Source organism: Pseudomaricurvus hydrocarbonicus (assembly GCF_011602365.1).
GTDB lineage: Bacteria > Pseudomonadota > Gammaproteobacteria > Pseudomonadales > Cellvibrionaceae > Pseudomaricurvus > Pseudomaricurvus hydrocarbonicus.
In genome coordinates this window covers 197,906-221,271 of sequence record NZ_JAAONZ010000007.1, presented here as the reverse complement: position 1 = coordinate 221,271, position 23,366 = coordinate 197,906, and the positions used below count along the sequence as shown (strand labels likewise).

19 protein-coding genes and 2 pseudogenes are annotated in these 23,366 nt (G+C 48.5%); 11 read left to right on the top strand and 10 right to left on the bottom strand.

Annotation, left to right across the window (positions count from 1 at the left end):
• Positions 1-109: transposase (locus G8770_RS24655; RefSeq protein ID WP_167186574.1), on the bottom strand; the 109-nt coding region annotated here is incomplete at its 3' end.
• A 458-nt stretch (positions 110-567) separates the two neighbouring features.
• Here G8770_RS24655 and G8770_RS11705 point away from each other — a divergent pair.
• The 5 genes and pseudogenes from G8770_RS11705 (at position 568) to G8770_RS11685 (ending at position 4,740) form a co-directional block, all read left to right on the top strand.
• Positions 568-1,513: pseudogene (locus tag G8770_RS11705) on the top strand (IS5 family transposase).
• 280 nt (positions 1,514-1,793) lie between these two features.
• Positions 1,794-3,137, top strand: coding sequence for a metal-dependent hydrolase family protein (locus G8770_RS11700; protein ID WP_167186571.1), 1,344 nt, complete (start codon positions 1,794-1,796; stop codon positions 3,135-3,137).
• 700 nt (positions 3,138-3,837) lie between these two features.
• Positions 3,838-3,927: pseudogene (locus tag G8770_RS24650) on the top strand (hypothetical protein); the annotation flags it as partial.
• Positions 3,928-4,007: 80 nt separating this feature from the next.
• On the top strand, positions 4,008-4,466 hold the full coding sequence (locus G8770_RS11690; protein WP_167186568.1) for a hypothetical protein: 459 nt from the start codon (positions 4,008-4,010) through the stop codon (positions 4,464-4,466).
• Positions 4,467-4,500: 34 nt separating this feature from the next.
• Positions 4,501-4,740: a transposase gene (locus G8770_RS11685; RefSeq protein WP_167186618.1), complete on the top strand. Its 240-nt coding sequence runs from the start codon at positions 4,501-4,503 to the stop codon at positions 4,738-4,740.
• 252 nt (positions 4,741-4,992) lie between these two features.
• Here G8770_RS11685 and G8770_RS11680 read toward each other — a convergent pair whose 3' ends face one another.
• From G8770_RS11680 to G8770_RS11665, 4 genes are all read right to left on the bottom strand, one after another.
• Complete coding sequence (locus G8770_RS11680; RefSeq protein WP_167186565.1) at positions 4,993-7,275, bottom strand: TonB-dependent receptor; 2,283 nt, start codon at positions 7,273-7,275, stop codon at positions 4,993-4,995.
• 205 nt (positions 7,276-7,480) lie between these two features.
• Positions 7,481-8,596: an alpha-hydroxy acid oxidase gene (locus tag G8770_RS11675; protein WP_208022213.1), complete on the bottom strand. Its 1,116-nt coding sequence runs from the start codon at positions 8,594-8,596 to the stop codon at positions 7,481-7,483.
• 42 nt (positions 8,597-8,638) lie between these two features.
• A complete protein-coding gene (locus G8770_RS11670) occupies positions 8,639-9,412 on the bottom strand; it encodes an enoyl-CoA hydratase-related protein (RefSeq protein WP_167186559.1) in 774 nt (257 codons plus the stop codon).
• Between the two features lie 58 nt (positions 9,413-9,470).
• Complete coding sequence (locus G8770_RS11665) at positions 9,471-10,682, bottom strand: CaiB/BaiF CoA transferase family protein (RefSeq protein WP_167186556.1); 1,212 nt, start codon at positions 10,680-10,682, stop codon at positions 9,471-9,473.
• 314 nt (positions 10,683-10,996) lie between these two features.
• Here G8770_RS11665 and G8770_RS11660 point away from each other — a divergent pair, with 314 nt between their 5' ends.
• From G8770_RS11660 to G8770_RS11645, 4 genes are all read left to right on the top strand, one after another.
• Positions 10,997-12,151, top strand: a complete 1,155-nt coding sequence (locus G8770_RS11660; RefSeq protein ID WP_167186553.1) for a YyaL domain-containing protein — start codon at positions 10,997-10,999, stop codon at positions 12,149-12,151.
• Positions 12,152-12,275: 124 nt separating this feature from the next.
• Positions 12,276-12,728 (top strand): MaoC family dehydratase, encoded by a 453-nt coding sequence (locus tag G8770_RS11655; protein WP_167186550.1) that lies wholly within the window; start codon positions 12,276-12,278, stop codon positions 12,726-12,728.
• Between the two features lie 142 nt (positions 12,729-12,870).
• A complete protein-coding gene (locus G8770_RS11650) occupies positions 12,871-14,163 on the top strand; it encodes a serine hydrolase domain-containing protein (protein ID WP_167186547.1) in 1,293 nt (430 codons plus the stop codon).
• Between the two features lie 215 nt (positions 14,164-14,378).
• Entirely contained in the window at positions 14,379-15,134 is a 756-nt protein-coding gene (locus G8770_RS11645; protein ID WP_167186544.1) for an enoyl-CoA hydratase/isomerase family protein, read from the top strand.
• Positions 15,135-15,250: 116 nt separating this feature from the next.
• Here G8770_RS11645 and G8770_RS11640 read toward each other — a convergent pair whose 3' ends face one another.
• Positions 15,251-16,273 carry an AraC family transcriptional regulator gene (locus G8770_RS11640; RefSeq protein ID WP_167186541.1) on the bottom strand — a complete coding sequence of 341 codons (1,023 nt, stop codon included), beginning with the start codon at positions 16,271-16,273 and terminating at the stop codon, positions 15,251-15,253.
• Positions 16,274-16,415: 142 nt separating this feature from the next.
• On the opposite strand from G8770_RS11640, the gene G8770_RS11635 reads away from it, so the two are divergent.
• Positions 16,416-17,792, top strand: a complete 1,377-nt coding sequence (locus G8770_RS11635) for a GntP family permease (RefSeq protein WP_167186539.1) — start codon at positions 16,416-16,418, stop codon at positions 17,790-17,792.
• A 270-nt stretch (positions 17,793-18,062) separates the two neighbouring features.
• On the opposite strand, the gene G8770_RS11630 is transcribed toward G8770_RS11635, so the two are convergent.
• The gene (locus G8770_RS11630) at positions 18,063-18,365 is read right to left on the bottom strand and encodes a hypothetical protein (protein WP_167186536.1); all 303 of its coding nucleotides are present in this window, start codon (positions 18,363-18,365) and stop codon (positions 18,063-18,065) included.
• A gap of 376 nt (positions 18,366-18,741) precedes the next feature.
• Between G8770_RS11630 and G8770_RS11625 the strand changes: the two genes are divergently transcribed.
• Positions 18,742-19,218, top strand: a complete 477-nt coding sequence (locus G8770_RS11625; RefSeq protein WP_167186533.1) for a hypothetical protein — start codon at positions 18,742-18,744, stop codon at positions 19,216-19,218.
• A gap of 182 nt (positions 19,219-19,400) precedes the next feature.
• Here G8770_RS11625 and cls read toward each other — a convergent pair whose 3' ends face one another.
• The 3 genes from cls to G8770_RS11610 form a co-directional block, all read right to left on the bottom strand.
• A complete protein-coding gene (gene cls / locus G8770_RS11620) occupies positions 19,401-21,029 on the bottom strand; it encodes a cardiolipin synthase (protein ID WP_208022212.1) in 1,629 nt (542 codons plus the stop codon).
• A gap of 71 nt (positions 21,030-21,100) precedes the next feature.
• The gene (locus G8770_RS11615) at positions 21,101-21,886 is read right to left on the bottom strand and encodes a hypothetical protein (RefSeq protein ID WP_167186530.1); all 786 of its coding nucleotides are present in this window, start codon (positions 21,884-21,886) and stop codon (positions 21,101-21,103) included.
• A 39-nt stretch (positions 21,887-21,925) separates the two neighbouring features.
• Positions 21,926-23,266: a serine hydrolase domain-containing protein gene (locus G8770_RS11610; RefSeq protein WP_167186529.1), complete on the bottom strand. Its 1,341-nt coding sequence runs from the start codon at positions 23,264-23,266 to the stop codon at positions 21,926-21,928.
• Positions 23,267-23,366 lie beyond the last annotated feature (100 nt).

The following is a 23,366-nucleotide window of genomic DNA, read 5'->3' as shown; positions in this document are numbered from 1 at the left end:
CCCCCAATTCCTTGGCGACCTGCGCCTGGGTAACTCCTGGCTTTTCGGAGCGTTTGACGGCTTCTCTACGAAACTCTTCGGTATAAGCCTGATTTCTTTTACGTGCCATTGGGACACCTCCTTATAGCTGAATATAACTATAGAAGGTGTCTACTGTTCGTGGGTAACTCTGGTATTTAACGCCTCTTTTTATGTTCGGATAATAAATATATTCGATGAAATATAGTTAGCAAAGTTGTCATTAAAATTAACATTTTTAATGATTAATCCCGTTTCAACTAACTAATAATTTTATTGATTAAATAGCATTAATAGTTGTTATAACCCAAAAGGATTGCTACATTTATTTAACTTAATATTAACGTTGTGTTGGTGTGTGACAGCATTTTTAAAAACGAATTATTGTAACGATTTTTGAACTGTGTAATTCGCAATTTGAGTTAGTGTCGATATTAATTAAGGAAAGTTGTATCAGTTGGTCTAGATGCCAACTGAATTTTACTAGGGAACCTCTGAAAAACACCCAATAAATGGCAAAATAGCGCTTTACACGTTTGAGATCAGGATATGAGCCAGTTAACCTTTGCCGAAGCAGAATATGAAGGCAAGACGCGTCGGGAGAAGTTTCTTGAGCGTATGGATAAGTTGATTCCGTGGGAAAAACTGGAACGGCAATTATCCAAGAAATACTCAACCGGCAAAACTAGCCGCAAGCCCTATCCACTGCCGGTGATCTTGCGTATTCACGTTATGCAGCTTATTTATAATCTGAACGATCCAGCGATGGAAGATACGTTGTATGAAATTGAGTCTATACGCCGTTTTGCCGGGCTAAGGATGTCAGATAACCTGCCAGACGAGACGACCATTCTTAACTTTCGTCATTTTCTGGAGAAGCATATGTTTGGCCAGCGTTTATTCGACACCATCCAAGGCCATCTGTCTTCCCAGGGACTGAAGAGCTCCAAGAAGGCAGTATCGTGGATGCGACCATTATTGCAGCGCCCTCTTCGACCAAAAATGAAAAGGGTGAGCGCGACCCTGAGATGCATCAAGTCAAGAAAGGCAATGAATGGCACTTTGGCATGAAGATGCATGTGGCTGTTGATGAATCGCTGGGCCTCATTCACAGCCTGACGACGACACCCGCAAATGTTCATGACATCACCCAGATAGATCATTTATTACACATGGCCATGAAAAGCGGATCTGGGGTGATGCGGGTTATCGAGGTTTAGACAAGCGCGTGGAACACAAAGATCGCAACCTAGAATGGCAGATTGCCATGCGTCCTGGTAAGCGCTCGACGCTGGCCAAATCAGATACGATGTCACAGGCGGAAAAAATTAAGGCCAGTGTTAGAGCCAAAGTCGAGCATTGTTTCCACCGAATCAAATGCCAATTTGGTTATAGCAAAGTCCACTATCGCAGTTTGGCAAAGAACAGCAACCGTTTGTATCTTCTGGCAGGCTTTGCCAATTTGCTTCGCGCTGAGCCTTATATGATGCCCTAACGGGATAACTCCATCTGAAGTTGGCCAAAAGGGCAATTCCAGATGGAAATAATGAGAAATGCGGAGATATTTAGCCCGAAAAACGGCAAAGCGGAACTGCTATCAAGAAATGTTGTGAAATATAGCGTTATTCAGAGGTCCCCTAGAACTCACGCACATTAAGGTGCATTACTTCTCAAATTGTATTTAGGGTAAAAAATAAAAAATAGTGAAAATAAGTGGCTAATGCCACGTTAATCACTTTTTTGAAATCAAATATTTGTGCATAGGAAAAGTCAAAATGAAGCAATATGTTAAAACGATTATCGCGGTATCGTTAACCATCGCGAGTTTAGGGAAAGCGTCAGCTCAAGTGCCTGATCCCAATATTACATTGATCACTAATATTAATGTCTTTGATGGTGTTAACGAAAAATTAATAAAAAATGCCAATATTGTTATCACTGACAATATTATTACCGAAGTCTCAACAGAGCCCCTTATGGTAGCTGGTGGCAAGGTGATTGATGGTGGTGGTCGTACTATGATCCCAGGTATGATTGATGCTCACTGGCACATGACATATTGCTGCTTATTACAGAATGTTGTGTTAACTGGAGACATTGCTGAAGTCGCTATCTCTGGCGCTTTAGCTGCACCTGATGTGTTAATGCGTGGTTTTACAACGGTAAGGGATACTGGCGGCAATACGTTTTCTATCCACAAAATGATTGAGCGAGGCGATATTGTCGGTCCTCGTATGCTACCTTCGGGACCTCCTATTACCCAAACGGGCGGTCACCTTGACTATCGTCCTTATACTTCAGTGCCTACAAACTCGGGCGACTCAAATTGGTATTGGTATGCTAATGCATTGATGTTACAGGCAGATGGGGTGCCGGAAGTAACATTACGTACACGCGAAGTAATGCGGTTAGGCGCAACACAGATCAAGATAGCTGCTGGTGGTGGTGTTTCTTCTCTCTATGACCCGCTTGATGTAAGACAATACACAAAAGCAGAGCTTGAAGCATTCGTCGAAGTGGCCGATACCTATAATACATATGTCTTGGCACATATTTTTACTGACGATGCAGCTCAGGTAGCTCTTGAAGCCGGTGTGAAATCAATAGAGCATGGAAATCTACTGAGTGAAAAAACCCTTAAACTGATGAAGGAAAAAGGTGCTTGGCTATCTGTTCAGCCTATTCTAAATGATGACGATGCGATTAAGTTTCGGGATCCTGAAAGTACACAAAAATACTTAGAAGTCACTGATGGTACTGACCGAACAATTCGCCTTGCTAAAAAGTTAGGGGTGAAAATGGCGTGGGGTACGGACATGTTGTTTGATGCTAAACTTGCAGCTAAACAAGGGGTGTTCGTAGCTAAAATGAAGCGTTGGTTTACGCCATACGAAATCATGAAACTGGTTACGTCAAATAATGCTGAGCTGATTTATTTGTCTGGTCCACGTAACCCATATCAAAAAGGTAAGTTAGGCGTGATTAACAAAGGTGCTTATGCAGACTTAATACTAGTAGATGGCAACCCTTTAGAAAATATTGATTTAATTGGTGACCCTAATGCTAACTTTGATCTGATCATGAAAGACGGGAAAATTTATAAAAACTCCATTAAGTAAGATTTTGGGTATTTTATTATAAAGGTCTGATGGCGGCTTTTATTATTGTTAAAGGGAGCATAGCTCCCTTTTTAGTCATTTCTGATATGTTATTTAGTGTTTTAAAATAAAATTTACATCTGTTTCATCTTGGTGTTTCACTTTCAGCTTAGGACTTGAAGAAATTATATGTAAGCGAGACAGAATCATCTCTTTTGAAGAATCTATCTGATATCAATCTGGGATTGACGTACTTTGAGCACTCTCCAGAATGGTGTTTATTAGTACACCCAGCTTGTTCTCATCATTTTTCAGGTTTCTAAAGATTTCTTCTTTTACTCTATTCTCTTCTTCATTATTAGTGCTAAGAACACGTCGGTTGTCTCTGGCCTCTATTAAAGCCAAAATAAGCGCCTCGAATACTCCAACTGTAAAAATATATGAATGGAGGTCTTTTTCCGGAAAAAGAGACCATACAACGCCAAATATCACTAGCAGCCTGTTGAAAAACTCAAAAAATACGATAATGGCGCTTCATTCATCATAGCTGTCCGGATATGCGCGTTCATACAACAACGCAGAGCGTACTATTCAGTCATGAAGATCTCGAATCGTGAATTCCCAGCTCCCACCCTATTCGTAGGTCCATAGAATCGTCGATATTGGGCTTGCTGAAAAGGATTCAGCTTTGAGCAATGTGTAATCCACAGTTGGTCGCCCGTCCATTGCGCCAGAGCAGCTCATACGGGCAATGCTTTTACAAATCTTGTTTACCATTCGCTCAGAGCGCCGCGGCTGGAATACGACTTGATGTTTAACTAGTTTGCTGGTCTCGGCATGGAGGAGCCTGCGTGGCATCATTCCGTCTTTTCAAAGAACAGGGATCTTTTGATGCGTTTTTATATCGATGAATTGTTTTTCGAAGCCATCAAGAAGCAAGCCTATGCCAAAAGGCTCATCTTGCGTGATCATTTATCTATCGATGGCACGCTACTTGAGGCCTGTGCATCGATGAAATCCTTCAAGCCAAAGCATGGCTCAGGAGATGATGACGACGATTTTTCAGGCATGCCACACAGTAATAAAACGCACACATTAACAACCGACGCCGGTGCGAAGTTCTATTGGAAAAATAAAGGGACGGCATCAAAGCTGTGCCATATGGCGCATCGTCTGACAGAGAACAGGAACGGCTTGATCGTAGAGACTGAAGTGCCCAGGGCAAGCACAAAGCAGGAATGGGATGCAGGCACAACCATGCTTGCTCGCCAAGGAACAACACCGGAACTCACTGTGGTGGCCAGTACGATACTTGTGAGTTTATGGAAGGTTGTTGTGGCCTTGAGGTGACGCGCATGTTGCCAAGAAAGACACCAATAGTGCGATAGACAAAAGAACGACCGATCCCTGGGTTCACGCCGTCAACCAGGTAAAACGAAAACAGATAGAGGAATGCTTTGGCTGGATGAAAGACATTGGTCTGATGCGTAAATTGCGCCACGTAGGACGTGATAAAACCGCCTGGATTTTTATATTTTCAGCAACAGGCTACAATATAATGCGAATGAAATCGTTGATGGCGTTGGGAATAACCATCAAAGATCGGATTCTGCATAAATATTAATCAAAAAAATATTTTTCAGCTTCAACGATAGAAGAGTTTGGATGCAAAAAATAATGACATTTTTCAAAGTGTTGTCGGAATTTTCTGGTGGGAGATTTTTTGCGAGAAAACCTTTTTTCAACGGCCTGTTAGCCTCCATGGCCGATAATCTCGGCCATGGAAACATGGGTACAATTTAATACTTTCACACTTTATCTAAATTGAGCTGGTGCAGTGTGCAGGCGGAGTAGACGTAGACAGGCACAGGCCATATTAAAAGTTGTATTTCGCTTCGACACCGTAAGTCCGGGGCATCGCGTAGCCTCCCAAAATAGTACCGAAAAAGTCGCGGTTGCTAAAATCTAGATGTTGGCTGTCGGTTAAATTACGGCCCCATAGAGATACCGCCCAGGATCCGCCATCGTCTTCCAGACCAATGCGCGCACTAACAGTGCCATAGCTATCGAGTTGGCCAAAGTCAACTGTAGAGCCATCGAGCAGACCGTAGTCCTCATCGTTGTTGATCGTGATGTAGTACTCATCGGTATAACTGTAATCAGCACGCAACAGCAAGCTGGCGCCCAACGACGGTAGCGGGTAATAATATTGACCGCTCAGAGAAGCAGTAACCTTGGGCGCATAGGGCAAATCATTACCGGAGGCATCGCTACCTTCAGAGCCGCCACCCGGGAAGCTGTCAAAGGTAGCATCCAACAAGCCCAAAGCCGCAGTCAGCTGCAGGTTGGCAGTTGGTTGATAGGTCAGGTCCATCTCAAAGCCTTGGGTGATCACTGTGGCCGCGTTGGTGATAGACAAGGCCGTGCGACCGCCTCCAAGGTCGACGTATTGGTTCACCTGATAGTCGTCAAACTCAGAATAAAACAGTGCCATATTCAATCGCACATTTTGTTGTGGAAACTCGGTCTTATACCCAATTTCGTAACTCATCACGGTTTCTTCGTCGAACTCAATTCCGGCCTCAACCTGAGAGGTATTAATAAAGTCCAGATTGTAGCCGCCACTCTTGAAACCGGTAGACGCTCGAGCATAGATATAGCTGTCCTCAAAGAGGGCATAATTGAGGCTAAGACTTGGAGCAAAACTTTTATCCGTTCGACTGTCGTCAACGCGGGTCGTGGCGATATCAAAAGCCCCGGAATTTGTTCCGTCTATGCTCCAGTCGACCTCTTTGGTTTCTTCCGAATAACGGAAGCCAACACCCAGAGTGAGGCGCTCGGTCAGGTCATAGGTGCCGTTTGCAAAGACAGCGTAGCTCTCGGTATCTACCGCACCATCAATATCAACGACGGCTTGTGAAGCGTCGATGCCAAAGTTTGCCATAGTGAGTCCAAGATAGGGAACCTCACCGTAACCGCCATTGGCAACACGATCCGTTTGACTATCCTGCTGGAAATAATAAACACCCAGGACATATTTAAAGTTTGACTCGTTCGGGGAAATTAACTGGAACTCCTGCGTGGTCTGCTTATAGCTGTCGGCATAAAACACATTTAGAAAGTCTGCTGCAGAATAATCTGGCTCGGCATCATATATTATTTCAGTAGAACGGTAGGCCGTGATGGATTTCAGTGAATAACCGTTATCCAATTCATAGTCGAAGGTGACCGCTCCCCCCTTGAGAGTTTTATCTTCATTTAAGCTCTTGTTCTGATAAATTTCATACTTATCATTGCCCGAGACTGGCATAAAGAGGCCAAAGGTGTCGGTCAAAGGCTCACCGTTGAACCCCAGTCGATCTTGCGTCAGATAGTCAGCACTGACATTCATCTCTAGCGCAGGAGTCAAGTCGGAACGCAGATGCACACGACCGGAGACGACGTCTCGCTCGTTTACCTTGTCGCCGTTAAACAGGTTTTTAATATAACCGTCGCGAGTTGTTTTATTGGCGGATACATTCATACTGGTGTCGTCAGTCAGTGGAAGATTGACGGACCCCTGAAGTTCGCGATTATTATAGTTGCCTACATTAACACCCAGAGAACCTTCGAATTCATCACCAGGCTTTTTCGATATCAGGCTGATCGCTCCTGCCACCGTGTTTTTCCCGAACAGTGTTCCCTGAGGACCGCGCAGTACTTCCACCTGATCCAGATCGACCAAGCCCTGATTAGCCGCTGGCGACTGCCCCATATAAACACCGTCAAGGTAAACGCCCACACGACTATCAAAACCAATATTGCGACTATCCGCGCCCACCCCGCGAATAGTAATTCGCGAATTAAAGTCAGAGCTTTGGCTGATTTGCAGGTTGGGAGTTAAATCGCCCATTTCTTTTAATTCTTTGATACCGGTCTGTTGAATCGATTCTGCACTGATTGTGGAAATTGAGATAGGGACTTCGATCAAACGTTCGGCGCGTTTTTGGGCGGTTACAACAACCTCTTCAAGGGTATAAGCCTCTGCAGCCTGAATGGTTGCTGCCGAGGGCAGTAACACACTGCTAATAGCGGCTTGTAATACAAAATTAGTTTTTGTCTTCCAGCTTATTGTCTTCATGGGCTTTATCTCTTCATGCGTTATTGTTATAGACGCCATGACTTACGTCATAACCAACTTGATCCACATACCTAAGTCTTGAAAGGTACACGTGACTATAAGATCACGCTTTACAAGAAATTCTGCTTGATATGGATGGACAGATTTCAAGCATAAACACCGTTTCTCACACCTGATCCGCCAGTTTTGTAAAGCGCCTCCACCGGCGTGATTTAATGATGAATGATCAGGGCCCCTGCCGAGGTCAATCAAACCCGGCCCGGCGCAGCAGGCTGATATCGAGGGTCTTGATGTTGCTGCAACCGGCCAAGATCATGGCGCGTTGCAACTCGCTGCGCAACAACGCCAGAGATCGCTCGATACCGTACTGCCCGCCAGCGGCCAAGCCATAGAGATAGGGTCGGCCGATACTGCAAGCCGTGGCCCCCATCGCCAGGGCTTTTAACACGTGAGTACCACGTCGTATGCCGCCATCGACAATCACTTCAACATCCGCTCCTACCGCGCCCCTAACCTCACGCAGCAGCTCGATCGGCGCTGGTGTGGCGTCCAGTTGCCTGCCGCCATGATTGGAAATGATCACGGCCGTAGCGCCGATTTCGACGGCTCGCTTGGCGTCCTCAGCACTCATAATTCCCTTGATTGCAAACGGCCCTTGCCAGCGTGCAATCATGCGCCCGGCCTTCTCCCAGCTGGGCTTGGTATCGAGCAAAGCATAAGGTGCTCCAGCCAGTGACTTGGCATTTACCATGTTCTCCAGCTGCCATTTTTCATGTTTCAGGTAGTTGGATGCCCAAACCGGCTTAGCGCCGAACTGTAACGCCGATTTCAAGGTCAGCTTGGGAGGTATCGATACGCCACGGCGTATCACTGTCTCGCGATTGCCTCCGACAATGCTGTCCACGGTTAAGCACATGGCGGGATAGCCTGCGGCCTTGGCTCTATCAACCATCTCATCGTTGAGTTCAGGATCAGCCAGCAGGTAACTTTGAAACATTTTCGGACCACCAGTCTCGGCGGCAATTTTCTCCAGCGAGATAGTGGAAAAGACGGTCGCTGTATAGAGCGAACCACTGTGAGTCGCGGCTCGGGCGGCCGCCAACTCCCCGTCCGGATGAAACATTCTCTTCATACCGACTGGCGACAATAAGAGCGGCCACTGCAACTGCTGGCCCAGTACATGTACACTCAGATCGACACTACTGACATCAATCAAAGAGCGCGCCTTTATCTGTAATTGATCAAAAGCCTCGCTATTATGTCTCAGGCTGTATTGATCATCGGCGCCGCCCTCCAGGAAGTCGTAGATAGGAGTTGGCAGTCTCCGCTGGGCAAGCTTATCCAGGTCGGTAATATTCAAGCAACGGTTTATATCCTTGTTATTTTTAGTCATCGCATTGCACTACTGATTGAATTTAGGCTTACGTCGTTCGGCAAAAGCAGCCATGCCTTCTTTCTGATCCGCGGTACCAAAAAGCCCGTGAAATAATCGGCGCTCAACCTGCAAACCCTCGACCAATGGCATCTCGGCCACCTGGTTTACGGTTTCCTTGCCCGCCATCACCGCGAGCCTCGGGTTAGCCGCTAGCTCTGCAGCCAAAGCACGGGCCTCATCCATCAGTTTTTCAGCGGGTACGATTTGCGTTATCAGGCCAATTCGCTCAGCCTCCGGGGCTGACATAGTCCGCCCGGTCAGGATGTAATACATGGCTCTGGCCTTGCCCACCCGGTCCGATAAACGCTGTGTGCCACCGGCACCGGGGATGACGCCCAATGTAACTTCGGGCAGGCCAAATTGCGCACTTTCAGAGGCGAGGATAATGTCGCACATCAAAGCCAATTCGGTACCCGCGCCCAAGGCAATCCCGGATACGGCAGCGATGATCGGCTTGCGAACAGACGCAACGCAGCCAATATCCGCCCCCAGATTGGTTCGATAGGCATCGGCAAATTCGAGGTTAGCGATATGTTTTAGATCGGCACCTGCTGCAAAGCATTTTTCATTACCAGTGATAATGATGCAGCCAATGTTGTCATCCTGATCAAAGGCGTTCAGCGCATCGATCATCTCGCGTGTGATAATATCGTTGAATGCATTCATCTGCCTGGGACGGTTCAGGGTAACGATACCGACCTCGGCTATGCTCTCGGTCAAAATATACTGATAGTCAGGCATATGCATACTCGTATGTAATGTCAAAGCTCAAAGCTCCGATTTAAGGAAAAGCTGTCAGTCATCGGGCAATGCCGATTGCGTTTGCGGCCACCAGTACCTGAATATCCTCGTCGCTGTAACCGATCAATTTAAGTTCTGACACCGTGTCACCGCCGACTTTCTCAGGGGCTGGCTTGGGCTTTACTTTTTCCACAGCGCTCACATTGATTGGGCTGTTAACCGTGCGCACACCCTGCATGCCTTCCACTTCTGGCCACAGACCGATGGCGTTTGCCTGAGGATCGTCTGGCAATTCCCGGGTTTGCTTAACCACAGAAAAGGTCACACGCACCGACGTCAGTGCTGCAATCACCTCGTCAAGGGTCATCGTAATGATGGCAGCCTGAATATCGTTAAACAGAATTTTGTGGTTTTTATAACGGCTGACGTTATCTTGGAAGCGTTCATCCCCGATCAAATGACTGGCGCCAATCACCTTATACATGTCGTTCAACACACGATCATTCAGCTGAATGATCACAATGTGGCGATCGTCTTTGGTTTTATAGATCGCATTCATGGTTGGTTGTGGCCAATCTTCGCGTGCAAATTTCGGCAATGTGCCTGCGTCAATCAGTTCCGCCTGAATTGGAATTGCATTTGACCATACGCCATTTTCTATCAACGATGTGGTAACTTTACTACCCTCTCCCGTTCTTTCGCGATGGTAGAGACCCGACATAATGGAGGCAAAAAGTGCGGTCGCGGTGGACATGTCGCCCATCCCCAGCGGGATGGGAACCGGGTCTCCATCTTTTGCACGAAGTGCTTCCATCAAACCGGATCGCGCATACCAGCCGGTTCCATCGTAACCTGGAGCATTATCTTCGTCGCCACCTTCACCGTAACCATTGATTTGCGCATAGATGATGCGCGGGTTGATCTCCTTGATCTTTTCATATTGAACATTTAAGTCCTCTGCCACGTTGGGCAGGCAATTGGACAAGAGTACATCTGCTGACTCGACCAGATTATAAAATACTTTCTGTGCCTCGGGGTTCTTCATGTCCAGCGCAACGGATTTTTTGTTGCGGTTCTGAATCAGGTTGCAATAGGCAATTTCACTGGATGGCAGAGGAGGAATTAAGTGCCCATGACGCCAGGGATCCCCGGTAAGAGGCTCAATTTTAATGACATCGGCACCAAAGTCCGAGAGGATCACTCCCGCAGACGGACCTGCGGCGTATGAGGCAAGTTCTAAAACTTTGATTCCTTCAAGTAGGTTGGGCATATCAGACTCCGAGGCTGTAACCGGCCTGGCGCTTCGTCAAACATAGTTGCGCCAAGCTAAAAGAATTTATGTCGGCTGATGCTTTAAAGCCGACTGTTCATAGTTATTAGTGGTCAATTGAGACTATTAGGAACATTGAAACTCAATTATTACGCCCCCTTACTGATTTCGCTTGTTTTAAGTGGACACTGGGACTGTGTTCACCCCCATGTGTGGTTGCAACGAAATCTCCAGGCTTGTCCTTTTATATCAAGCAGAACTCCAATGTGAGACGTAACAATGCGACTTCAAACATCAATAACAGGAAAAGAGTTATGGCAAATCGAGCTGAAGCGCTAAACCTGCTGTGCCAGAGAGTATTGAACACCCGCGAACAAATAGGCGATGCATGGCCGCACAATGCAGATCCTGAAACAGGAAAATGGAACACCGTACCAACCGGGGACTGGATTGACGGCCACTGGATTGACATGCTGCGTATGACCGGCGAGCTACTTGATCGACCAGAGCTAATTGAAGAGGCTTTCCGCCGCTTGGAAACCATTCGCTACAAACTGGAACTGGATGACATGTTTCGCGGCCACCGTTTTGCCTATTCAGCGGCACGCCTTTATGGAGCCACCGGTGACAAAAACATGCGCACGTTAGCTCTGGCTGCGGCTTGGGCAATGCGCTCTAGCGCCAACAAAGGCAATGGTGCCATGCCTGTCGGCACTCAATGCCAGGTTCTTGGCGCCGTGGAATTTTCCGATGAGGTCGTCGCGGGTGCACTGTCTCGCAATACTATCTGCATTGATAATGTTCACCCTGCTCTCATTTTGGATTGGTGGGCCTGGAAAGAAACCGGTGATGAAACCTTCCTGATCGGTGCCGAAAAAATGCATAAAGTGATGGAAGAACACTTTATTCGAGAAGATGGTTCGACCATTGAGAACATCATGTTCAATTGGGAAACCGGTGAGTTGATCGGTGAAATTCCAACCCTGCTGGGTTATGCCGATGATTCGTGTTGGTCGCGCGGTCAATCCTGGGCCATTGCTGGCAGCTTATGGGCCTACGAACACACTCGCAACACTCACTACCTGCGCACCGCTAAAAAGCTGTTTGACTACTGGTGGAATAAAGTCGGGGCCGATGTACCGCCTTGGGACTTCGACGATCCAAGCCCGGACGCCCCTCTGGACACTTCCGCGTCTGCCATTGTTTGTTCTGCTCTGGCTCGTCTTGCCGTTTTGGACCCATTGCCGGAAGAGGCCAAGCCGTTTACTGATCGTCTAGAACCCATGCTGGAGAGCCTGTGCCAGCATCTCACGCCGATCGACGATGGTGATGAGCGCCCTGTCGGCATGCTCCTCGATGGTTGCATGAACGGACGGAAGAAAGTCGCACCGAAAAACGAAACCATTTGGGGCGATTTCTACTTGATGGAAGCCCTCTACTGCCTGGAGAAAAAGGGCCTGTTTTCCTGATTAACGTAGATCAGCTACGTTACTGGCATTCACCCAGGCAACATGAACTGGGGTAAGGGCATGCCCTTATCCCCCCGCTTTTTTGACCCAGCTAATAAATCAACCCCGTCAATAGGAATTTAACATGAATCCACCGGAGTTTTTTGAAGATTTCGAAATCGGTGCATCGCGTCTCACGCCAGCCAGAACCATCACGGAAGCCGATATCGTCTTCCACGCAGGGCATTCCGGTGACTTTATGCCCCATCACACCGATGCCGAATTTTGCAAGTCGCAACCGTTCGAGAAAATCATTGCCCACGGCACCATGACCTTTGCAATCGCTATTGGCCTCACCGTCTCTAGTCAACCGCTGAACCCTAACGGGATGTCGTACGGCTATAACAAGATTCGTTACCCCAGGCCCGTCTTTGCGGGGGACACCATTAAAGTCAAAGTCAGCGTCTTATCAAAAGAGGATCACCCGAAACAGTTGGATCACGGCATAGTGGTCGAGGCAAAAGAAGTTATTAATCAGAACGGTGAAGTCGTCATGTATGCTGAGCATCTCATTATCGTCAAAAAGCGAAACGGATAGCCATGATGCTCATGCATCAAAAGAGACTGGGATAAGTATTGTAAGGTACAACCCGAGAACTATACGGTTGATACCCTCACCAGAAGAAAACTCAATTAGAGTTCAAGGATAGTCAAATTCAACCATCTGCCATGAGAAAATTATGAAATCAATACTAATAAAAGCTTTACCAATTTTGTTCATCACGAGCGTGTCTCTGACCGCAGTAGCGGTAGATGTAGAAAATTCGCGCAACGGGTATTCACTCCATGAAAACCAAACTTATGCGAGTCAAACCGGCTATCAAAAATTACTCAGCGGGGGAGACCTCACTTCGTGGTGGACTCAGAATATTTCAAGCACCATGCGAACGGCGATTATTCCCAACCGACTTTCTGCGAACACATTCAAAAGTAACTCAAGCGACTGGACCAAAGAACTCGGAGAAGTAACGGCAAATACACATTTGGGTGAGATGACCTTAACCGACGCAATCAATGATCCTCGTGCAGCGGTGAAAGCGATGATTATTCTACACAAGGGCGAAGTGGTTTTAGAAACCTATCCGGGCTTGCGGCCAACGGATAGCCACTTTTGGGCGTCAGTAGCCAAGCCGACCGCTGCATTGCTGATAGAGCAACTGATCGATGAAGGTAAGCTACACGATAGTGATACTGTCAGCACACACTTGCCCGATTTTGCCGGCACAGCACTGGGCAATACAAAAGTTATAGAGCTGTTGGACATGGTGCCAGGGACAGACACCCATGACAGCTCCAAAACCCGTATGGACCCGGATTCGATTGCGACCCGTTATTATCGCGCCGAGTTCGGTGAAGCTTACAAGAACGGCAAAGTGGAGACAGTGCGCGACATATTGAAGAGCGCAGGCCGTACCAGCCCAGCGGGCCAGGTCTTTGAGTACAGTTCAGGTATCACCCAAATGCTGGTCTTCATTGCCGAAGCCGTAACCGGTCAAAGCTGGTCAGACGCGTTTGACGATAGAGTTTGGTCCCATGTGCGTGCCGACAGTGCTCTGCAAATACATCTTGCCCCCGATGGTATGGCCGCAGCGCACGGTATTGTGTCCTCTCGGCTTCGCGATCTAGCGCGCTATGGTCTGCTGTATACGCCCTACTGGTCACTGGTTGCAGACAAACAAGTTGTTTCTGACGCCGCGTTGGCGCGCATTGCCAAACCACACTACAGTCACGATACCTTTATGAAAGGCGATGGCAAGCGCTTTACCTCCTACCTCGGTGAAGCACCGCTTGGTAATTCGCGGCAATGGGATGCGGTTTATGCCGATGGCGGCATGTTTAAAGGTGGACTGTTCGGGCAGGGACTGTATGTATCGCCAAATGAAGGCATCGTTATCGCTTATTTTTCGACAGTTCCATCCTCTCCACTTCACAGGTTCGTACGACCTCTTGCGAAAAAACTTTACCAGAATTAAAACATATTCATGCAATGAGCAAGGTTAGTCGCGACATGCAGTTCCCGGGTTTTACCGACAGCACATTAGGCAATACAAGGTTTTTCCTGCCGTCGAGTATGAACCCGGGGACAGATACCATGACAGCCCCAAAACCCTTGCAATCCCTGATTTGATTGCGACCCTTTATGCCGAATGAACTGCTAAGCGCGCAAATGTTGAGTTAAGGAGTAGTTATGGAAAAAATTATTGTTGAAAAATCAGATGGCATCATCCATGTTAGAATCAACCGCCCGGAAGTTATGAATGCCTGCGATGGGGATACCTATAATGCGATCGCTGATGCATGGGATGATCTAGAAAACGACCCCAATTTAAGAGTGGGCATCCTCAGCGGCGGGGGTCGTGCATTTTGTGTCGGCACCGATATCAAATGGGTCAAGTCACCCGCCGCAGAGGGCTTTCAGGACCGTTTGTATCCACGCATGCTGACCCTGACCAAGCCGGTGATCGCCGCCATCCATGGTCACTGTAATGGCGGCGGTCTGGAACAAGCATTGGGCGCTGATATTCGCGTTTCTACTGACGATGCCCACTATGGCTTTGGTGAAGTCCGGCTCGGTTGGATTCCAGGTGGCTACGGGACCCAGCGACTGCCCCGCCTGATTCCGTTAGGCAACGCTCTTGAATTGCTCTACACCGGTGGACGCATCAATGCAGAAGAAGCCTATCGCCTGGGCCTAGTCAATCATGTTGTTGCAGCGAATCAATTGATGCCAAAGTGCGAACAGATCGCCGCAGAAATCATCAAGGGCGCTCCACTCGCGGTACAAAAGATGAAAGTTGCTGTCATGCAGGGGCTTGACATGCCACTGCCTCAAGGCGTCAGACTTGAACATGAATGTTTCGAATGGCTCCTACAGACCGAAGATTCGAAAGAAGGTGCCCTTGCTTTTTCAGAAAAACGCGCTCCCAAATGGAGAGCGAAATAGTCATTGCTTTTTAAGCTTTCTTGAATGCGCTGACGGGGCCGCTAATGCTCCCGGGGGATTCCCTGCTGCAGACCGCCACAATATTCATTAGCTGCTGAAACGTAGTGACTTGGAACCTATGACGTGGTTTTGACCTTGTCTCGCCAAGCAGCCGGTGAAACCTGATGACGGGTTTTAAATGCATGAGAAAATGCGCTCAACTCGCTAAAACCCAGTATATCCGCTATGGTTGTCAACGGAATTTCCGAGTCTTTTAAGTAGCGCTCCGCCATATCCAGCCGCACCTCGACCTTCAATTCGCGAAAGCTAACACCGCGGCATTTCAACTCTCTTTGCAGGGCTTTGGGGTGCATGGCCAGGACTGTGGCGATAGCCGTTTGAGTGCAATCTGTCGTATGCATACGCTGTTCAATCAGCAGCTTTATTTTCGAACAAAAGTCTTCTTGACACTCGTACTCCTCCTCGAGCGCCTGAACCTGCTTATTGAGCTGACTATATAGACTTCGGTTATGGTGTGAAATCTCTCCCTTCAGATCCGAGGCCGGAAAAACAATCCGAGTGAACTCCCTGTTGAAAGCAACTTTAACACCAAAAAACCGGTCGTACGCCTTGGTGTCGGTTGGAGGTGGATGAATAAAGCTCACCGACGAGGGACGCCAATCCTTACCACAAAGTGCTTTCATCCCGAGAAACATAGCACAAGTACTGTACACAGCCCATTGGAAGGTGGGCACCTCACTGGCAACCCTGTCCATTCGGGTCAAAAAGGCACGATCACCGTCGCTACCAAATTGCCAGAACATCCCCCGGTTATGTAAATGCAAGTACTTCATGGCCTCTATTAACGCTCGATCCACGCTAGGACAATGTGCGATCAGTGGCCATAATACACCAACCTGAAACACCTTCCTTCTAGCGCCCATCACCAGGCCAAGATCTCCCCTACCGAGCTGCTTTGCCGCAATGTCCAGCAACGTACAGACACTAGCACAGGGCACCATATAATCCGGATTTGCCATTAGCGCTGCCGTCAAGCCTGCCTGACGATAAAGGGGTTTAGGGTCAGCACCCAGCTCTTGAACCAGGTCATCAAAACCCGCCACAACCTCACTGCGCACCAAATAAAGCTCTCTGCTCATAACCGTCTCCACTCGACCACAGAATACTCCACGCCACGCACATATTACTACGACCTTACACTCATTTGTCCACTCAAAACAAGCCTCCGAATAAGTAAACGGACAGAATTCACCCCACATTCAAATTACCTGAAGTGACACTATGGAATACGTTGGTCTCATTGCAAGCGTTTGCCTGCTCATCTGGCTTGCCCTGAAAGGGGTCGATATCGTTTTTTCAGCCGTGCTGTGCTCCTTGCTGGTCATCATCACCAATGGCCTGCCACTGGCAACCGGATTGACTGACTATTTTTCCTTTGGTCCGCTGGGTGCCTTTACCTTTGCCGGTAAATTCTTTCTTTTGTTAGCCACCGGCGCGATTTTCGGACGTGTCATGGGCGAAAGCCATGCAGCAGCTTCAATTGCACTGGCACTGGTCAGAAAATTGGGAGCGCATCGCGCGCTGTGGATTACGACACTGGCCTGTGCGTTGTTAACCTACAGCGGAGTGGTCATATTCGTCGTTATATTTGCCATGTACCCAGTGGGCCTGAAGCTGCTGCAGGAATCGGACATACCCAAACGTTTGTTCTGCGCAGCTCTGGCATTGGGAGGTGGGACTTTCACCTTGTCGGCTCTGCCTGGCACGCCCTCGGTTCAGAATGTAATATCTTCAGCGTCTCTGGGCACCGACCTCTTTGCCGGTGGTTGGCTGGGCCTTATCGGCGGATTGATTATGTTTGGAGGTGGCATCTGGTATTTGGAGAAACAGCGCATTCGAGCTCGGGCCAATGGTGAGCATTTTGTCCCGGGTCCTACTGATCAAATCTCCAACCTCGAACAAGACGGCGGGCGCTATCCCCACTGGGGGCTGTCATGCCTGCCGCTAGCCCTTGTACTGTGTATTATCATCTTGCCGCGTATGATTACACTGTCTCTTAGTGAGGTCAGCTTGGCAGGCGGTGGCCCGGCAATGGAGCTGTTGGCTTTTGCCAATAGCCAACCTATTGTATGGCCTAGTATTGCGTTGTTCAGCGGAGCGTTACTTGCGGTGGCGCTGTTTCCGGGCATTCGACATCAGGCCTTACAGCTTTTGGGGCGGGGCACCCATGATTCAATCATGCCATTGATAAATACCTCCGCCGTTATCGGCTTTGGTGGCGTGGTTACCCACACCGTAGGTTTCGAACGTTTTATCAGTTTGATGCTCGAATCAGGTCTACCCCCATTGCTGTCAATGTTTGCATCGGTCAGTCTGGTCTCAGCCATCACCGGTTCGTCATCGGGCGGGCTGCAGATATTTATGCAAACCATGGCACCCGCCTATTTGGATATGGGCATTGAACCGGAAACCCTGCATCGCATTGCAACCATGGCGAGTGGTGGTTTTGATTCCCTGCCACACTGCGGCGCGATTGTGGCGATGCTAAGCATAACCGGGCTCACCCACAGGGAAGCTTACAAGGATGTGGGTATCATCACCGTCGTCATTCCGGTGATTGCTACGCTCTGTGCGATGGGTGTAGCCGCACTGATATGACGCTGCTTTGGGACGAGACATTTGTAGCTGCGTTAAAAGCGCAGATTGCCTGGAACCAGGCATTGACAGCCCGTGTCGAGCGTAATCGACATTCCTTATTTCCATGGATATAAACTTCCTTTTGAGCCACTTACTTAGCAATGGACGTGAGCACACATGTGTTATTAGACGGTTCTATCACACTGAAGAGACGTTAAAAAAACAAGCTGGAGGAGGATTCCTTACAGGTAGGAGATAGCTCCGCCATCAATCATCAAAAAAATACCCCGCTCACCGCCAGCAGAATGGGTAAGAAGGTCGTAAGTGAAATAGCCCCAGAGAGCGGATTAGACAAAAAGGACCATCCCAAAAAGAAGAGTCAGAGCACCAATCCCTATGGACAGCCAATTTATTACCGCTGTTTTCTTCAATGAAGCCCAGAGCCACCTGTGCACCACCACCAAGTAATAAAATCAAGCTGGTAACAACCACTATGGTACCGGACACAACTGTCTCGCTGAAAAGAACAATTAGTCCCATGATAATCGTAATAACACCCGACCAGAAAAAACGTGCGGAGTATTGCTCACTCATAAAATTACGCTTCCATTGAAATAGCGATGAATATATATGATCCGAGAATAGGTTACATAGACAGTAATCATAGAATTTAATCAGGCTGGACGCCCTGATAGTTCTCATCCAGCCATCTTACTTTTTTGAATTCACCTTCACTAAGGGAAAATAAGATCCTACAACTTTGTCGTGCAAAACAACATTCCAAAACACTGAGTCTCATGGAAGAAATTGAGGCGACTGCTATGATTAATTGAGCAACCTGTTCCAGGATACGGGTTACAATCAAACGGAATTCGTCCTTGATTCAAGCCAGTTTGGAATGGAAAGAACGCATCCGCATCTCACTTTATGGATTTAACGACTATAGATCAAGAATGGACACCTGTATTGCATGAAGCCCCAAAATTCTTCCATATCTTCTTCTCTCGGGTTTGAACTCTCGACAGATGAGCATGACTGTACAGTTATGTTTCTTTCCGGCGACTGGGTTCAGGGGCAATCACACAGCAGCTTCACTGAACTTAAAGATAAACTGAATAATATAGCCCCTCAAAAACTGGTTGTAGACGGCGGAGCTTTAACAAAGTGGGATTCTATTCTTCTGGCATTCATTGGTATCTGGAGTCGTCCGGCACTGGTACGACATCCATATGCGCATAAAACAACGCTGGAGGTAATGAAGGGACTTTCCTTCCCAGGTATACAGCAAGCTGTAGGGGCACGGGTCACCCATCACTTCCCTTTTCAGGATTTTGTGGACATTAGGGAAGGAATCCATCAGAAACTGGTGATAACCCAGGAAAGCTTCGGTATCGAAATCACTTCTGTCCTGGTTGAAAATAGTGGGGAATTGAACAGCTTTGGATAACCGCTCTACAGCGCCATCAATACCGACGACCAGAATTTTCAGCACCTGATAAACCCTAGCTACATCTTGCCGTGCTGAAATGTTCTAACTGATCCTGCGTTAACTAAAGCCTTCTGTCCTCTTAATAAAGTCTGGTCGAGTTCTGCCGGTTCTCCTTGCATTAATCTGATGGCAGCACCTGATCACAGCACCGGCGCGGCCAGTCTTGCCAGCTTTACCGCCCCCCTCCACCAGAGTGACCTTGTAGCAAAGCTCTCCGGAAAAAGAGATTTGGAATGCTCAAAGTCTCGTTCAAACATATCCTCCATTTCCCTGGCAAACTCTCGATCTAAAATCACAGACGTCACTTCAAAGTTCAGCCGAAATGATCGATTGTCGAAGTTAGGCGTGCCGACAGTCGACACGTTATCGTCAATCAACATCACTTTTTCATGCAGAAAACCCGGCTGATAGGCGTAAAAACGGATATCGAGCCCGGCGAGCTCCTCCATGTAGTGAAACGCAGCCATGTAAACCGGGAGACTGTCGGGCTTTCCCGTGGTGATAATGCGCACGTCCACCCCCCGCAGGGCTGCAAGCTGAAGGGCCTTCATGACTGCTGCATCCGGCACAAAATATGGTGCAGAAAGCCAAATACGCTCTTTTGCTCCATTAAGCGCAGCCACGAAAAACAAGGATGCGGTTTCAAATTGGCCTGTAGGTGCGAAAGGGAAGATCATCGCCTTCTTATCGTGCTCTTCCGATGGACGGGGTGTCCAATTTACTTCCGGGAGTTGACGCGTGGCCCAGTACCAATCACCGAGAATGGCCATTTGCAGCTGTATGACCACGGGCCCCTGCAGCCGCACATGGGTGTCGCGCCAAGGGCTGAATTCGGGATCAAGCCCCAGATACTCGTCTCCCACATTATGGCCACCGACCCAGGCCGTCTCACCATCGACGACAACCATCTTGCGATGATTGCGAAAATTAAGCTGGAATTGATTGCGTGAGCCTTGCGTCGGTTTAAAAGAGCTGACCTCTATACCGGCCGAACGCATATCATTCACATAGCGAGACGGCAAACCGCTGCTGCCAATCTCGTCGTAGAGTACGTAGACACGCACACCGGCTCGGGCGCGATCAATCAACGCCGCCTTCACCCTTTGACCCAGACCATCGTCGTGAATCATATAGAATTGAAACAGTATGTACTCTTCAGCCGAAGCGACCCCCCGCAGTATACTGTCGAACGTCGCGTTACCATTGATGAGTAGATCAGCGTGGTTGCCTCTGGTGAGCGGCATATTAGACAGACGCACCATGGCAGCGTGCCACGAAGGGCCTTCCGAAGGAGGTATTTCCCAGGGTTTCAGATTTTTCTCGATATGCCCAAGAAGACGCTCAAATTCATCACGACGGCTTTCAAAAGCGTCAGATACGCCTTCAAACTTGCTGCGTCCCAGCACCAAATAAGCAGGCACAGCCACCAGCGGCATGGTGACCAGAGAAACCGCCCAGGCTATTGCCCCCTGCTCGGTCCGGACTTTCAACGCAGCTTCGATCGCAAACAGGATACCGGAAATATAGAGTGCGGCCACAGTCAACGATATCAGCAATCTCCTCCCTGTTCGCATCATGGGCACTCTGTTCCTCTGTTCAAAAAGCTCCGCTGTGACTGGATCACAGGAGATAGAAACGTACTTGTCATTCCGCTTTTTGACATTTTTACAGCAACCATCAATAACCTGGAATACCAGAGTAGGATAGCTGTCCTGTTTAGAGAATGGTTCGCTAATGTTGGGGATATTGATTCTGAACAAATAAGCCACACCAGGCTCGCCTGGTGTGTTGCATCGGGACTCGCTGACCCGCTTTAATTGAAAAATGCGCCAGAGCTTTCTCAGCGGCATCCACCCCAGCAGAAACGGGGCTCGGTAAAATAGATGATACCAACCTCAAAACCCGCACCGCCGGATCCATCGAAAGCATCTGAGTAGGTGAATGCAGCAACGAACTTGGGGCTTTCCCAGCGGACACCCAACCGGTAGGAGGGCTCCGCATAGGCCTCCCCTGCCGTACCAAAAACTTCAGCCACAAGGGCAGACTGTGGCACAACCCCGTACAGGGCCGCCCGTGACGACCAGGTAAAACCCCAGGCGGTTTCACTATCGTCTCCACTATCGAGATTTACCGAAACTCCGGGCAGCACATCCAGCAGGAGATTGTCATCGAGGAATGCATAGGTGGCCGTCCCCGTCACCCAGTAGGACTTGAACGCCTTGGCCACTTCTCCATCTTCCTGGTGCTCCGGAAAACTGCCTGTACCGGCTACAATACTGTATCCGGTTAATTCATCATCACTTTGCAACAGACGGCGCTTAACGAAGAGGTTGGTCGCAACATAACTGTCATCGTCATCCCGGGGGTCATCGTAATAGTTGGTAAGCTGAACATTAAACTCCCATTCCGGCACCAGTGACCCGATAACATAGAGCTGGGCGTACTCCTCACCAACCGTTGCCGCCAGCGTGGATACGCCATAAGGAGCTACCCACTGGTTGTCCCCTACAAATTGTTGCGCCTTGACCGTCGAAGCCAGAGAAAACACTACAACAGTCGTGCACCACCAGATAATGTTCAAAAGAGGTTGTGGAAACTTTTTCTCTGAAACGACTCGCTTTGCCATACTAATTTCCCCAAGCATCATTCGTAAGTAAGTGTGGATTTAGTGTTTTTTCATCTTCTCAAAAAGGCCCGAGGTCGCAATCGGTCTCGCGAAACGATGAGCGGACAGATCCGTGTTGTTTACGTTGAAATATACAATCACCAGGTCCCGCAATGGTGATACATAGAGTCCCTGCCCCATCAGGCCAAATTTCATCATATCTCCATCCGGCCACAGCAGATCCCACTGGCGACTATTGGCGATAAAATCTTCCGTACCAACACGGTCGGCAAATACTGGGCCATCAAATCCAGCCATGATGAACTCATGCGTCCTGACCTCGCTGCGAATACGATCGAGTATCTCATCCGATACCACTTGCTCTGTGGCAATTTTCTTCCAGCTCGGAGTGTAAAGCATGCCAAAACGGGCAAAGTCTCTTAAATTACTCGACACCAACCCATGCGCCGCTGCGATACCGTCCGGTGTCAGGTGCACCTGTAACGCGCCTTCAGCGCCTACTTTAGACCAGACGCGTCGGTCGAAGATCTGTGCCCAACGATCTTTCTCGACTGCTTCTGCAAGGATCACCAATATTTGTGTAAGTCCCGAGGCGTAATGGAAGGCCATGCCGGGCTCATCTTTCTTCGGGGTGCTCCGTAAAACATCTCTCAGACGCTCAACTCCTCGGGTTTCGTTCTCGAAGCCAAACTCGGACTCATAAACCCGGCGCGCAATATTATCAGAATCGAAACGGGATTCAGTCGTGTCCTCCAGATCCATGCCACTGGCCATATCCATCACATCACGTGTGGTGACACCATCCCAATCAGTGTTCTTGAAATCGGTGAGATATTTCGTGATCGGTGCGTTCTCGTCGATCTTACCTTCACTGATCAATTGGTCGATTACCAGGCTTGCCATGGGTTTGGCACAGGACATCCACAGATGATGATCTTCAGGGCGTAGCCGGGGATACTTTTCGTAGACAATATTACCCTTGTGGACAACAAGAAACGCCTGAGCGAATTCTGCTTTTTCCAGGAATTTATCCAGAGTCAAGGAGCCGTCCAGCTTGCTGACATCCATCATTTCTGCCTTGATGGCGCCCACTGCCGGCATGGGCTTGCGACCCAGCGGCATCACACCCTGCCGCGACGGGATAATAGCCGTTGGCAAAAACTCGGAGACACGCGCGTTGAAATACGCGGAAACATCGCCGCCACTAAAAAGTTCGTTGTAACCCGCCTTACGGGTCTCCTCTTCGAGCTTCATGGGAAATCCGTCAACAAACTCGATCAGGGGGGTCGGCTCTTGCGCGGCAACCGGTTTGGCATTCAGAAAAACAGTAGCCACCAAAACCAGACTGGCGTACTTCATCCGATGAGCATTCACATTCATAGTCATATCCATTTATGGTACAGAACAAGTAATAGTCCGCAACCCGATGGCAATGAACCACATCATTTTACCGTCGGGCCTCTCGGGATTGTTGCTTATT

Excerpts from the sequence above, each read along its gene's own strand:
- G8770_RS11670 (WP_167186559.1), bottom strand. The coding sequence starts at position 9,412 with ATGCCTGACTATCAGTATATTTTGACCGAGAGCATAGCCGAGGTCGGT.
- G8770_RS11615 (WP_167186530.1), bottom strand. The coding sequence starts at position 21,886 with ATGGCAAAGCGAGTCGTTTCAGAGAAAAAGTTTCCACAACCTCTTTTG.
- G8770_RS11635 (WP_167186539.1), top strand. The coding sequence starts at position 16,416 with ATGGAATACGTTGGTCTCATTGCAAGCGTTTGCCTGCTCATCTGGCTT.
- G8770_RS11610 (WP_167186529.1), bottom strand. The coding sequence starts at position 23,266 with ATGAATGTGAATGCTCATCGGATGAAGTACGCCAGTCTGGTTTTGGTG.
- G8770_RS11655 (WP_167186550.1), top strand. The coding sequence starts at position 12,276 with ATGAATCCACCGGAGTTTTTTGAAGATTTCGAAATCGGTGCATCGCGT.
- G8770_RS11630 (WP_167186536.1), bottom strand. The coding sequence starts at position 18,365 with ATGAGTGAGCAATACTCCGCACGTTTTTTCTGGTCGGGTGTTATTACG.
- G8770_RS11700 (WP_167186571.1), top strand. The coding sequence starts at position 1,794 with ATGAAGCAATATGTTAAAACGATTATCGCGGTATCGTTAACCATCGCG.
- G8770_RS11645 (WP_167186544.1), top strand. The coding sequence starts at position 14,379 with ATGGAAAAAATTATTGTTGAAAAATCAGATGGCATCATCCATGTTAGA.
- G8770_RS11650 (WP_167186547.1), top strand. The coding sequence starts at position 12,871 with ATGAAATCAATACTAATAAAAGCTTTACCAATTTTGTTCATCACGAGC.
- G8770_RS11680 (WP_167186565.1), bottom strand. The coding sequence starts at position 7,275 with ATGGCGTCTATAACAATAACGCATGAAGAGATAAAGCCCATGAAGACA.
- G8770_RS11625 (WP_167186533.1), top strand. The coding sequence starts at position 18,742 with ATGAAGCCCCAAAATTCTTCCATATCTTCTTCTCTCGGGTTTGAACTC.
- G8770_RS11640 (WP_167186541.1), bottom strand. The coding sequence starts at position 16,273 with ATGAGCAGAGAGCTTTATTTGGTGCGCAGTGAGGTTGTGGCGGGTTTT.
- G8770_RS11660 (WP_167186553.1), top strand. The coding sequence starts at position 10,997 with ATGGCAAATCGAGCTGAAGCGCTAAACCTGCTGTGCCAGAGAGTATTG.
- G8770_RS11665 (WP_167186556.1), bottom strand. The coding sequence starts at position 10,682 with ATGCCCAACCTACTTGAAGGAATCAAAGTTTTAGAACTTGCCTCATAC.
- G8770_RS11690 (WP_167186568.1), top strand. The coding sequence starts at position 4,008 with ATGCGTTTTTATATCGATGAATTGTTTTTCGAAGCCATCAAGAAGCAA.